Source organism: Nitratireductor sp. B36, assembly GCF_020833685.1.
Classification (GTDB): domain Bacteria; phylum Pseudomonadota; class Alphaproteobacteria; order Rhizobiales; family Rhizobiaceae; genus Nitratireductor.
This window is the reverse complement of record NZ_JACKZY010000001.1, coordinates 1,325,005-1,338,030: the sequence shown is the minus strand read 5'-3', so window position 1 is coordinate 1,338,030 and position 13,026 is coordinate 1,325,005. Positions and strand designations below refer to the sequence as shown.

At 62.3% G+C, this 13,026-nt stretch carries 10 protein-coding genes; 6 read left to right on the top strand and 4 right to left on the bottom strand.

Features of this window, described 5'->3' with window-relative positions:
- Positions 1–5 precede the first annotated feature (5 nt).
- Positions 6–1,022, bottom strand: a complete 1,017-nt coding sequence (locus tag H7H48_RS06470; protein ID WP_229447963.1) for a LacI family DNA-binding transcriptional regulator — start codon at positions 1,020–1,022, stop codon at positions 6–8.
- Between the two features lie 219 nt (positions 1,023–1,241).
- Here H7H48_RS06470 and H7H48_RS06465 point away from each other — a divergent pair, with 219 nt between their 5' ends.
- From H7H48_RS06465 to H7H48_RS06450, 4 genes are all read left to right on the top strand, one after another.
- Positions 1,242–2,240: an ABC transporter substrate-binding protein gene (locus tag H7H48_RS06465; RefSeq protein WP_370633328.1), complete on the top strand. Its 999-nt coding sequence runs from the start codon at positions 1,242–1,244 to the stop codon at positions 2,238–2,240.
- 73 nt (positions 2,241–2,313) lie between these two features.
- A complete protein-coding gene (locus tag H7H48_RS06460; protein WP_229448154.1) occupies positions 2,314–4,545 on the top strand; it encodes an iron ABC transporter permease in 2,232 nt (743 codons plus the stop codon).
- Positions 4,542–5,606, top strand: a complete 1,065-nt coding sequence (locus H7H48_RS06455) for an ABC transporter ATP-binding protein (RefSeq protein ID WP_229447960.1) — start codon at positions 4,542–4,544, stop codon at positions 5,604–5,606. The genes H7H48_RS06460 and H7H48_RS06455 overlap by 4 nt, the downstream gene beginning before the upstream one ends.
- On the top strand, positions 5,603–6,430 hold the full coding sequence (locus H7H48_RS06450; RefSeq protein ID WP_229447957.1) for an inositol monophosphatase family protein: 828 nt from the start codon (positions 5,603–5,605) through the stop codon (positions 6,428–6,430). Before H7H48_RS06455 ends, H7H48_RS06450 begins: the two co-directional genes overlap by 4 nt.
- 5 nt (positions 6,431–6,435) lie before the next feature.
- On the opposite strand, the gene H7H48_RS06445 is transcribed toward H7H48_RS06450, so the two are convergent.
- The 3 genes from H7H48_RS06445 to H7H48_RS06435 are packed head-to-tail and all read right to left on the bottom strand — an operon-like array spanning position 6,436 to position 9,935.
- Positions 6,436–7,752 carry an aspartate aminotransferase family protein gene (locus tag H7H48_RS06445; RefSeq protein WP_229447956.1) on the bottom strand — a complete coding sequence of 439 codons (1,317 nt, stop codon included), beginning with the start codon at positions 7,750–7,752 and terminating at the stop codon, positions 6,436–6,438.
- Positions 7,753–7,777: 25 nt separating this feature from the next.
- Positions 7,778–9,091: a glutamine synthetase family protein gene (locus H7H48_RS06440; RefSeq protein ID WP_229447955.1), complete on the bottom strand. Its 1,314-nt coding sequence runs from the start codon at positions 9,089–9,091 to the stop codon at positions 7,778–7,780.
- Positions 9,081–9,935, bottom strand: a complete 855-nt coding sequence (locus tag H7H48_RS06435; protein ID WP_229447954.1) for a MurR/RpiR family transcriptional regulator — start codon at positions 9,933–9,935, stop codon at positions 9,081–9,083. The genes H7H48_RS06440 and H7H48_RS06435 overlap by 11 nt, the downstream gene beginning before the upstream one ends.
- A 117-nt stretch (positions 9,936–10,052) precedes the next feature.
- On the opposite strand from H7H48_RS06435, the gene H7H48_RS06430 reads away from it, so the two are divergent.
- Positions 10,053–11,834 carry an ATP-binding cassette domain-containing protein gene (locus H7H48_RS06430; protein WP_229447953.1) on the top strand — a complete coding sequence of 594 codons (1,782 nt, stop codon included), beginning with the start codon at positions 10,053–10,055 and terminating at the stop codon, positions 11,832–11,834.
- Positions 11,835–11,865: 31 nt separating this feature from the next.
- Complete coding sequence (locus H7H48_RS06425; RefSeq protein WP_229447952.1) at positions 11,866–13,020, top strand: ABC transporter substrate-binding protein; 1,155 nt, start codon at positions 11,866–11,868, stop codon at positions 13,018–13,020.
- Positions 13,021–13,026: the final 6 nt, after the last annotated feature.

The window sequence follows — 13,026 nt, the reverse complement described above, 5'->3', positions numbered from 1 at the left end:
GGGCGCTATTTTCCATTGCTGCCCCGGACAGATTTTCTCCAGGACATCGGTGCTGTCAGATGGATGACGCGCGCTTCGCCGTCTCCGTCCTCCTCGGCCAGCCAGTCCACGGCGGACGAGGCAATTTCCTCTATCGGTTGCCGGAAGGTGGTGAGCTGATAGCTGTCCCAACTGGCCTGTGGAATATCGTCAAAGCCGATCACGGAGAGATCGTCCGGGATCTTGAGAGAAAAACGATGACGGGCGGCGTCCATCACCCCGCAGGCGATCAGGTCTGTTGTACAGAAAATGGCGTCTGGCCTCTCCGGCAGCACGAGCAGGCGTTCGCCCAGTGCCAGACCGCTCTCATATCCGGTGGGGCCGAAACGCTCGCAGGTCACGGACAGTCCGCGTCGGTGTGCTTCAGCAAAAAAACCTTCCTCGCGTGCGACGAGACTGGGGGTGCCGGCATTGGATGTCGCGAGGGCCAGCGTTCGGCAACCGGCTCTGAGAAACGAGGTGAGCGCGAGCCGGGCTGCGTCGGCGTCGTTGAGGCGTATCTGGATGGAGCGTGAATGCGCATCGTCACGGTTGATCAGCACGAGGCGAAGCCCGTTGCGATGGCAAAGGTCGCTGATGGATTTGTCGGGCATGCCGGACAGAACGATCGCTGCCTCCGCGCGGTAGCGGATCGCCTGTTGCAGGGCCATGTCCACGCTTCTGTCCGAACGATCCGTGTTGATGAGGATGGCGACCCGGCCAACGGCCTGCAGGCGTTCGGTCACGGCGCGAAGCAACTCGGATCGGTAGGGTGTGGCCAGATCCGCCCCTACCACGGCGACGATCCCTGTTTTTTGGCTTATAAGGCCTCTGGCAAGGTGATTGACCTGATACCCGAGCGCCTCGGCGGCAGCGATGACCTTGCTGCGCGTCTCCTCTGAAACGCTCGCACCAGGCGTGAAGGTGCGTGAAACGGCTGCGCGGGAAACACCGGCCCGGGCCGCAACATCCTTGGCGCTGACGGAAGCCTTTCGAGCCGGCACGTTTGCTCCTGACGGTGTGTTTGTTGCTCGGATCATAAACGGATTGCACAGCTGTTCAATCAGAACGTTAGTATCAAATTGCCGTGCATTATGAAATTTTTATATCACCGCCATTGACAGCTCCTTCAAGTCGGAAGAACATTGCACACGTGTGCAAAATAAATCCGATAAGCACCGAGGGAGGGTTTCATGAAGAAGAATTATCTGGCAGTGGCTGCGATGGCGGCCGGCTCGGTTCTGGCGACCCAGGCCGTGGCAAATGCGGACGAGCTGAACCTGATCTGCTCGGCCGATGTGGTCATCTGTGAGCTGCTCGTCGAAAAATTCGAGGCCGAGCACGATATTGACGTTTCCATGGTGCGCCTTTCGTCTGGTGAGGCCTATGCAAAGGTTCGCGCGGAAGCGCGCAATCCGAAGACGGATATCTGGTGGGGAGGCACCGGCGATCCGCATCTTCAGGCAGCGGCCGACGGGCTGACCATGTCATACAAGTCGCCCATGCTGGATGAGCTGCTACCCTGGGCGGTGAAGCAGGCCGAAAGCGCCGACTTCAAGACGGTGGGCGTTTATTCCGGTGCGCTTGGCTGGGGCTACAACAAGGAATTTCTGGCCAACAAGGGCATCGAGCCGCCCAAATGCTGGGCCGATCTCTTGAACCCGGCGCTCAAGGGTGAGATCCAGGTGGCGAACCCGAACTCTTCGGGCACGGCCTACACGGCCCTTGCGACGCTCGTCCAGCTTATGGGCGAAGACGAGGCATTCGAGTTCCTCAAGAAGATGAACGACAATGTTTCGCAATACACCAAGTCGGGCTCTGCGCCGGTAAAAGCTGCGGCCCGTGGTGAAACCGGGATCGGTATCGTCTTCATGCATGATGCGGTCGCCCAGGCGGTCGAGGGCTTTCCCATCGGTGTGGTCGCGCCCTGCGAGGGAACGGGCTACGAGATCGGCTCCATGTCGCTCGTCAACCGCGCCCGAAACGAAGACGCCGCCAAGACCTGGTATGACTGGGTGCTGAAGGCGGAGGTGCAGTCGCTCCTGAAGGATGCCAAGTCGTTCCAGCTCCCCTCCAATGCCTCCGCAGAGGTTCCCGAAGAGGCGCCGAGCCTCGATGAGGTAAAGCTGATCGATTACGACTTCGTGACCTATGGCAGCTCGGAGAAGCGCAAGGCGCTGCTTGAGCGTTGGGATCGTGAGATTGGTGCCATTGCCAACTGATCCGGCGTTCCAAAGCCTCGGGTCTCATCGGGGTTGAGACCCGAGGCGCATTAAACATACAGGACCGCACATGATGACGCGCGAAAACCGGCGGCTCGACGTGATGTTCGGGCTCGGCCTTGCCGCTATCTGTTTCTTGCCATGGTATCGGGTCGAAGGCGGATTCTTCTCCCTTCAATGGATCGCGGAGATGGCCGGCGAACCGGATCTCTATCCGGGGTTGCTTCAGCTCTTTCTCGGTCGTTTCTGGCTCTTGATCGCCTTTGCCCTTTTCGCGGCGGCCATTGCGACACGGTTTGCCATGCCTGCCGGGAACGCGCGCGGAGCGCGGCTCGCCCTGATTGGCGGTATCGGTATCGGATTCATGATTTTGCAAGGGCTCGCCATCACGCTGTGGGGCTGGGCGTGGAGCGTGAACGAAACGCTGTTCGGGCCCCTCGATCCGGGGCAGCCGGCCTTTGGCGCGGGTGCTGTCATTCTCTCTCTGGGGTTTCTGGCCCTGATCGCCTATGGGTTTGCCGAACGCGGAGCGATGAAGGGAGACGCCTTCACGCTTGGCTCCATCATCCTGCTGATCGCGCTTGTCGGTGTTTTTGTTTTCTACCCCATCATATCGATGTTTGCCGGCTCCTTTCAGGATTTCGACGGGTCCTTCAATCCGGATGGCTTCATCCGCAACATGCAGGATCCGGCGATCTGGAGCCTTGACTGTGTGATTGGCGGGGCGCGCTGCGGCGTGGCTTGGCGCACGCTTTTTCTGGCCGTGATGACAGCAAGCGCCTCGACGCTTCTGGGCCTCGCCTTCGCGCTGGTGGCAACCCGCACAGGCTTTCCGGCAAAGAAGGGTCTCAGGCTTCTCACCATTCTGCCCATCATCACGCCGCCCTTCGTCATCGGTCTGGCGCTGACCATGATGCTTGGCCGCTCCGGGCTCGTGACCGGGTGGATCGAGGCGCTGACGGGTATCGAGCTGGGCCGCTGGCTTTATGGCCTGACCGGCATCTGGATCGCGCAGGTGCTTTCCTTTACGCCCATTTCCTTCCTCGTTCTCATTGGTGTGGTGGAAGGCGTGAGCCCATCCATGGAAGAGGCCTCGCAGACATTGCGGGCGGGGCGCTGGCGCACCTTCCGCAAGGTTTCTCTGCCGCTGATGGCACCGGGGCTGGCCAATGCCTTCCTGATCGGCTTCATCGAAAGCATGGCTGATTTCGGCAATCCTTTGGTGCTTGGCGGAAGCCACGGGGTTCTTTCGACCGAGATATTCTTTGCGGTCGTCGGCGCGCAGACCGATCCATCGCGCGCGGCAGTGCTCGCGATCATTCTTCTGACATTCACGCTTTCCGCCTTCCTGTTGCAGCGGGTCTGGCTCGCCGGGCGCAATTTCGCGACGGTGACAGGCAAGGGAGACTCCGGCAAGCATGCGGCGTTGCCGGCGCCGCTCGCGGCACTTCTTTATGCGGTCGTGGTGCCGTGGATCATCTTCACGCTGGCGGTCTACGGCATGATCATCTTTGGCGGTTTCGTGACCACCTGGGGGCTCGATCACACGCTGACGCTGGAGCACTATGCGCGTGGCTTCTCCATCGAATGGCGCGAAGGTGCGCTCGCATGGACCGGCGTTGCGTGGGACAGCTTCTGGACCACGATGGAGATTGCGCTGATCGCAGCGCCGCTGACGGCGGCGGTGGGGCTTTTGACGGCCTATCTCATCGTCCGGCAGAATTTCTTTGGCCGGAACGCCTTCGAGTTCGCGCTGATGATGAGCTTCGCCATCCCCGGAACGGTGATCGGCATCAGCTACATCATGGCGTTCAACCTGCCGCCCATCGAAATGACAGGCACGGCGCTGATCCTGATTGCCTGTTTCGTGTTCCGCAACATGCCGGTGGGCGTGCGCGGTGGCGTGGCGGCGATGAGCCAGCTCGACAAGAGCCTGGACGAAGCGTCGATCACGCTGGGCGCAGGGAGCCCGCGCACGATCCGCCGGGTGATCCTGCCGCTGCTTCGCCCTGCGATCATGGCGGCACTGGTCTATTCCTTCGTGCGGGCCATCACCTCGATCAGCGCCGTCATTTTCCTGGTGAGCGCCAAATACAACATGGCAACGGCCTATATCGTGGGGCTAGTGGAGAACGGCGAATATGGCATCGCCATCGCTTACTCCTCGGTTCTCATCCTTGTCATGATTGCGGTGATAGGCGGGTTCCAGCTTCTGGTTGGCGAACGCCGGCTGAGGCGGGAAAACGCCGTGCATCGCACGTCTGCCAAGAAACGCGCCCATTCCACTGTGGAGGCAAAGGCATGAGTAATTCGCAACGCGGTTCTGTCCGTTTTCGCAAAGTGCGCAAGGATTTCGGTTCGTTCACGGCGATCCACGATCTCGATCTGGAGATCGAGCCGGGCACGCTGGTGACGCTTCTGGGCCCTTCGGGTTGCGGCAAGACCACCACATTGCGGATGCTGGCCGGGCTGGAGACGCCAAGTGCGGGGGCCATCGAAATCGGTGGGCATGATGTCACGCGCCTGCCGGCCAATGAGCGCGATGTCGCCATGGTGTTTCAGTCCTATGCGCTGTTCCCGCATATGAGCGTGCTCGACAATGTGGCCTACGGGCTGGAGGCAGGCGGCCTGTCGAAGGCCGAGGCGCGGGAAAACGCGCATGCGGGACTGGCGCTGGTCGGCCTCGAAGGATATGGCGCGCGCCTGCCAGCGGAGCTTTCCGGCGGGCAGCAGCAGCGCGTCGCCGTTGCCCGCGCGCTGGTGCTGGAACCGCAGGTGCTTTTGCTCGATGAGCCCTTGTCCAATCTCGACGCGAGGCTGCGCCGCCGTGTCCGCACTGAAATCCGCGAGCTGCAGCAGCGGCTCGGTTTCACCGCCGTCTATGTGACGCATGACCAGGAAGAGGCGCTCGCCGTTTCCGACCGGATCGTGGTCATGGAGAGCGGACTGGTTGCGCAGGAAGGCCCGCCACGCGAACTCTATGAGGAGCCTGCCTCCGAATTCATCGCCGACTTCATGGGCGAGGCCAATGTGCTCGCCTGCGAGGTGCTCGACATTGCAGAGGGCCGCGCGACCGTGCAGGTGGGTGGCCTTCGTCACACGCTGCCGACGCGAAAAGCGGCACGCCCCGGCCCTGCAAAGCTGGCCGTGCGCGCGAATGCCATCCGCCTTGAGGAAGGTGGGGATGCCAGCCTGCCGGGCCGGATCCAGAGCTCTGCCTATCTCGGCGACCATGTGGAATATGAGGTGGAACTCGATACCGGAACGATTTTTGTCGTGGACAACGCGACGACCGACCCGCTGCCGCCGGCGACCGATGTTTCCATCGGCTTCCGCGATCGCGGCATAGCCTTGATTACCGCATGACAATGACCATTCAGGAGAACCGCGTGTCCCTTTCCGATACCGACCTTGCCGCACGGCTGGTTTTTGCCGAAACCATGGCCAAGGCTGCGGGGGCAGCCGCCCTCGACTATTTCACACGGCGCGATGAACTGGTCATCGAGACCAAGCGCAACCCGCAGGATCTGGTGTCCGAGGCCGACAAGAAGGTCGAAGAGCTGATCCGCGCCGAGATCGCGAAACACTTCGGCACCGATGGCGTGCTTGGTGAGGAATACGGGCTGACCGAAGGCACGAGCGGTCTGACCTGGGTGATCGATCCGATTGACGGCACCAGTGCCTTTCTGAACGGCATGCCGAACTGGTGTGTTTCCGTGGGTGCCGCGATTGATGGCGAGCCGGTGCTCGGTGTCATTGTCGCGCCCTGCTTCGACGAGTGCTACAGCGCCCGCCGTGGCGGTGGGGCAACGCTGAACGGAAAGCCGATCCGTGTTGCGGACCAGCTCAATCTTCGCAACGGCGTGGTGGGGCTTGGCTCCAATGACCGCGTCGAGCCTGCCGCCGCCGCGCGCATTGTGGAAAACCTCTTCGAGATCGGCGGAACGTTCATCCGCAACGGTTCGGGTGCGTTGATGCTCGCCTATGTGGCGGCGGGCCGGCTGGTCGGCTATGCGGAGCCGAGCATGAATGCCTGGGATTGCATGGCCGGCTATTGCCTCGTCAGCGAGGCCGGCGGCACGGTTCTGCCTTTCCCGCGCGATGGCTTTCATGCACCGGCGCGCGTGCTTGCGGCCACCGGCGGCAGCTATGCCGAACTGGAGCAGATTTCGGCCATCGCCCAGAGCTGACGCACTTACCAGCCGGCAAAGCGCTCCAGCAATTGCGGATCCACCTTGCCGGCTTCCACATCGCTTAAGGCCTGATCGAGAATGGCGATCCCGCGCAACGCTTCCTCCTCGCTCATCGTCAGGGGCGGGGTGAATTCCAGCACGTTGGAATTGAGGCCCACATAGTAGATGACGAGCCCGAGCTGGAAGGCGCGGTAGACAGTGAGCGCCGTCTGCTCGATGGCGGGCGTGCGGGCTTCGCGGTCGCTGACAAGCTCGACGCCGATGGCAAGCCCATGGCCGCGCACATGGCCAATGAGGGGGTGTTTTTCCTGCAGGACGCGCAGGGCGGAAAGCATCGTGTCGCCGACCTTTGCGGCGTTGTCGACCAGATTTTCGCGCTCGATGGTTTCAAGCACGGCGAGGCCCGCCGACGCGCAGACCGGATTGCCGTGCAGGGTCTGGAACGAGAAGGTCGAGGCGTGGTTCATGATGCTTTCGGGGCCGACGACCGCCGAAATGGGCAGCCCGCCGCCAAGCCCCTTGCCGAACACGACGATGTCGGGCTCGATGCCGCTGTGCTCGAACGCGTGGAGGCGTCCGGTGCGGGCGAGCCCCACCTTCACCTCGTCGCAGACAAGCAGAATGCCATGCTTGCGGCAGAGCCGCTCGATCTCTCTGAAATAGCCGGGCGGCGGCACAAGCATTCCGCCATCCGACTGGATCGGCTCGATGAAGAAGGCCGCCACGTCCTGCGGTAAGAGGGAGGTGGCGAAGAGCTCTTCGACATGGGCAAGCGCTGCCTTCGATGCGGCTTCCGGGCTGCCCGAAGCATAGGAATCCGGATAGGGGACGAGGCTGAGGCCGGAAGCCTTTTCGATGCCGCCCTGTGCGGGGTGCCCGGAAATAGCAACGGACCCGACCGTGCCGCCGTGATAGGCCCCCTCGAAGGAAATGATGCGCGGGCGGCCGGTTGCCGCAACAACGGCGCGGGCGACGGTTTCGTTCGCGTCCGAGCCGGAATGGCCGAACCAAACGCGGCCTGCGGCGCGCTCCGGCACCAGCGAGAGCAGTTTTTCGGCAAGGAGGACGCTGGGCTCGTTGGCGGTGGAGAGGTAGCTGGCACCGGCCTGATCGGTCAGCGCCCGGTTCACAGCCTCGGCAAGCGCGGGGTGCCCGTGGCCGAGGCTGGCCGCCCCCCAGGAGGCGGCGAAGTCGAGCAAATCGCGCCCATCATCGCCACGCAGCATCGATCCCTTGCCGCCTGTCACCGCCTGCGGGAAAAAGCGCAGATGGGCGAGCGTGGAAACGCTGCGGCTTTCGCGTTCGTAGAGACCGGTCATGCTGGTTCTTCCCTTAAGCGGTTGATCAGTAGACGGCTTCGTAGCGGGCGCAGCGTTCCGCCTCGCTGAGGTCGGCGGTCTGGGCGAGCTCGCCGCGCTTGTGCTTCAAGTAGACGTCGAGCGCCTCCGCACCGATCCATTCAGCCACGCGCGGGTTCTGTTCGAGGCGATCCAGCGCTTCACCGAGCGATTGGGGCAGACGTACCAAGCCGCGCTCGGCGAGTGTTGCTGCCGGCAGTTCGGAGAGGTCTTCCTCGGTTACCTGCGGTGCGGCAAGGCCTTCTTCAATGCCCTGCGCGCCGGCATGGGCAAGGGCTGCCAGAACCAGATAGGGAGAGGCGGTGGCATCGGCTGCGCGATACTCGAAATTATACTGTTTTGCGGCACTTTCAGCACTGGCGCTCGTCACCGGGCAGATGCGTACGGCGGCCTCGCGGTCGTGATAGCCCAGATTGTTGAAGGCCGCACTCCAGCGATGCGGCGTGAGCCGTGTGTAGGAGATGGCGGACGGTGCTGTCAGCGCGACAATGCTGTCCATATATTTTAGGATGCCGGCGATGAAGGAGCCGGTTTTTTCAGCCATGCCCCACGGTGCGTCGGGGTCGTAGGTGGCGGGTTTGCCGTTTTCATCGACGAAGCTCATATGCACATGGACGCCATTGCCGACGCCGGCGGGATCGCGGATGGGCACGAAGGTGACGGGCTCGCCCATGCGCTCGCCGACAAGCTTTGTGACCGCACGCACCTTGACGGCAGTATCGGCGGCGGTGACGCCGAGATCGGGCCCGTTGGTGACCTCGAACTGGTCGGTGCCGTATTCCTTCAGGAAGGTATCCGGCTTCACACCGGCCACTTCAAGCGCGGCCATGACCGTCTCGCCGAACGCGCGGTGCTTGCCGAAGCTCGCAAGGCCGAAGGCCTCGCCGGGTCCCTGCGAGGGATTGCGGGACTGGAATTCGTGCTCGAAGGCGGCGACAAGACGCAGGCCGGAGACATCTTCGAGCCGCTTCAGCGCGGTTTTCAGAATGGAGCGTGTGCAGCAGCTCCACGGATCGCCGTCGAGATGGAGGATGTCGCCGAGCACGAAGCGCTCGACGGGGCCGCCATCTTCGAGATCGAGCGTGACGGCGGTGTCGGCATCCGGCACGAGGATCAGATCGCCAAAGGAGCCGAACGGGCTCTCGGCAATCGTGTCGAAACAGGTGATCTGCACATTGGTGGGCGTCCAGCCGACACCCTGGCGGAAGCGCTTTTCCATCTCCTTCAATGGAAAGGCCTTGCCGCGCGTCACGCCGGAAAAGTCCGAAGTGGCGGCAAACATCAAGGGATTACTGATCATCGTCGCGTGCTCCATGATCGAAGCGGAGCGAGTCCCAGGCTTCGATGCGTTTGCGGGTTTTGTCCCAGTTGGTTTCGGCAATGCGGGTCAGCATCGCCTCCATCAGCACCATTGCGCCGGAATAGCTGTCCCAGACGGTGCCGCTTTCGATGGGGGTGGCGAAGACCTCGTTGGCGTGGTTGGCGGCGGGCGACATCCACTTGTCGGTCAGGACAACGATCTGGACGCCGCTCTGCGCCTTGGCGCGCCGGGCAAGCTCGGCGAGGTTGCGCTGATAGCGGCGATAATCCACCATGAACAGCACGTCCTTCGAGCGCATGCGCAGCATGTATTCGGGCCAGATTTCGGGGTCCGCCGGCAGATGGAAGACGCCGCTGCGCACCTGGCGCAGATGGCGCGAGACATAGAGCGCGATGGCGTCGCTTATGCGGCCACCGATCAGATAGACGTTGCGCTTTTCATCGCCCAGAAGGTCGCAGACGCGCTCGAACTGAGCGCTGGTAATGGCGGATGCCGAGGCCGAGATGAGGTTGACGGCGCGGGAGACGAAATCCTCCAGATAGTCGCCCTGAATGGGGCGGTCGCCCACATGGAGATCGAGCGGCGAGCGGTTCGACTGCCGTATCTCGTCAATCAGATGACGCTGGAAATCCTGATAGCCCTGAAAGCCGAGCTTGGTGACGAAGCGCGAGATGGAGGGCGGCGAGGTGCCCGTCTTCTTTGCCAGATCCTGGATCGTGTCGAGACCCGCATAGGGATAGTCGAGCAACAGCGCGGTGCACAGCTTCCGCTCGGTCGCCGTGAGCTCGCTCGACAGGTTCTCCAGCCTTTGTCTGACTTGCATCGAATTCCCCTCCCAACGAAACAGACGATTTTGAAAATCATAAGTCAATATGAAAATTTCTGGTTGACTATGAAAAAATAATATCAAAGCTAGAAGAGGGGAGCAAAAGGGGAATTCATGTTCAAGTCATCGCGCCAGCATTTCATTGCAGCCGCTCTGGCCATTATCGTTCTGGCGGTGGCGGGGGTTGTCGTTGCCGGTCTTTTCGGCGCTGCTGCCGAGCGCGTGCTGACTGTTTTCTTCATCTCGCTCATCGCCGTCACGGGCATTGGCGTTTACAGCGGCAACAGCGGTATCCTGAGCTTCGGTCATGTGGCCTTCATGGGCATTGGCGCTTATGTTTCGGGCCTTCTGACGCTGCCGGCGGGGCTGAAGATGGCGACGCTGCGCGGGCTGCCTGACTGGCTTGCGGCCACCGAGCTCTCGCTCATCCCCGCCATCATCGTTGCTGTTCTGGTGACGGCGGTGATTGCACTTCTGATCGGCATTGCCATCGGCAGGCTGGAAGGGTCGGCGGCGTCGATTGCGACGCTCGGCCTTCTGGTGATCGTGCATGGCGTGATCATCGGCTGGCGCGATGTGACGCGCGGCGCGCAGTCCTTTTTCGGCGTTCCGCGCGACACGACGCTGATCATCGCCGCAGTGGCCTGCGTGATCGCGCTGATCGCTGCCCGCTGGTATCGCGATTCGCTTTCGGGCCTGCGCCTGCGGGCGGGCCGTGAGAACGCGATCGCGGCCAAGGCGGTGGGCATCAATGTGCAACGCGAACGCCTTGTTTCATGGGTTCTGAGCGCTGCGATCATGGCGCTCTCGGGCGCGCTGATCGCGCATTTTCTGGGCGCTTTCAGCCCCAAGAAATTCTATTTCCACGACACGTTCCTGCTTCTGGCGATGCTCATCGTCGGTGGCATGACGACGGTGACGGGCGCCATCTCCGGCACGATCCTGATCACGGTGATCACCGAAATCCTGCGCCGCTTTGAAAGCGGTCTTTCCATTGGCGGTTTCGAGCTGCCGGCGGTGTTTGGCACGACGCAGATCGGTATTGGCCTGCTCATCCTGTTTGCCATGTTCCGCATGTCGGAGGGCGTGATGGGGTTGAAAGAATGGGAAGAGCGTGTCTTCCCGTTCAGGCCGAAGCGCGGCAGGGCCGAGGCGCTTGGCAAGCGCACGAGCGACGACCGTCTGAAGGTCGAGCATGTGTCGATGCAGTTTGGCGGTCTGCGCGCGGTGGACGATGTGACCATCTCCGTCAATCCGGGCGAGATCCTGGGCCTCATCGGGCCGAACGGTTCGGGAAAAACAACGCTTCTGAACATCATCTCCGGCGTGCTGAAGCCGACCGAAGGCGATGTGGTGCTGGGTTCGAAATCGCTCACCGGCGTGGCATCGGAGAAGATCGCCGACGCAGGCATCGCCCGCACATTCCAGAACATCCGTCTGTTCCCGACGCTGACCGTCTATCAGAACGTTCTGGCGGCGGCCCTTTCCACCCATGGCGGAAAGAATGCGGAGGAGCGGGCCGGTGCAGCACTCGCCCGCCTCGGCATCGAGGAGCGCGCCGGCGAGGATGCGGGCACGCTCTCCTATGGCGAACAGCGCCGGGTGGAGATTGCCCGCGCGCTTGCCTGCGAACCGACGCTGCTTCTGCTCGATGAACCGGCTGCCGGCATGAACCGCGAAGAGACCGACGATCTGATCGAACGGCTGAAGGTGCTTTCGGCCGATCTGGGACTGGGCGTCGTGCTTGTCGACCACGATCTGAAGCTGATCAACGAACTGTGCGACCGCATTGTCGTGCTCAACGAAGGAAAGCTCATCGCGGATGGGGCCCCGGCTGCCATCCGGGAGAACCCGGCGGTCATCGAGGCATATCTCGGGCCGGGCAAGGCCGCCTGACAAACGAACAAACAAGAAAGAGGGAACTGACATGAACAAATTGCTCATATCCACGCTTCTCGCCAGTGCGATGGCGTTTCCGGCTGCGGCAGAAACGCTGCGCGTCGGCGTCGCAACCGCACAGACCGGTGCGCTCGCGCCCTTTGATACTCCCGTGATCGACGGCATCCACATCGCCGTAAACGAAATCAACGAGGCCGGCGGCATCGACGGCAAGATCAAGATCGAGCTTCTGGAAAAGGATGTGCGTTCGGATGCGGCGCAGACCTCCATCGCCACCCAGGAACTGGTGGATGAGGGCGTTTCCGTGATCGTGCTGCCCTGCGATGCCGACCCGGCGCTGGCGGCAATCGGCGTTGTCACCGAAGCGCAGATCCCGGCCATTTCCACCTGCGCCTCTTCGCCCACCCTGCCGCAGATCGGCGGCGACTACATGTTCGCCAACTTCCCCGGCGACAATGTGCAGGCCACCGTCTCGGCCAAATGGGCCTATGACGAGGGCCACCGCAGCGCCTACATCATCTATTCGCCCGACACGCAGTACACGACGATGCCGCTCTACTTCGCGGAAGTTTTCGAGAAGCTTGGCGGCAAGATGCTGGGCGAGGACACGCACACGATCGGCCAGCAGGATTTCTCCGCCATTGCCACGCGCATTGCGGCGTTGGACCCGCAGCCTGACGTGATCATGACGTCGACCTATGAGCCGGACTTCCCCTCCATGTTGAAGGCGCTGCGCGCAGCCGGTGTGGAAAGCCAGATCATCGGTTCCGACGGTATCGACAGCCCGACCACCTTCTCGCTGGGTGCTGTGGCCGAAGGACTTGTCTTCACCACGGCAGGTCACCCGACCGAGGGCAGCCCGCTCGAAGCCTTCAACAAGAAGTTCGAAGAGGTGAACGGCAAGGCACCGGAAACCGTGTTCAACGCGGTTGGATACGACCTCATCAAGGTCATCGAGGCGGCGGTGATCGCGGCGGACGGTTCCACCGATGCGCAGACGCTGCGCGATGCCATCGCCAATCTGGAGAACGTCCAGGGCGCGACGAGCACCATTACCTACAAGGGCACGGATGGCATGCCGTTGCGCGAGGTGAGCCTGATCCGCGTGAAGGATGGCGGGCGTGAGTTGATCGGTCAGCCGACGCCTGACGCCTCGCTCATCCCCGAACCCCGCGTTCAGTGAGGTCAT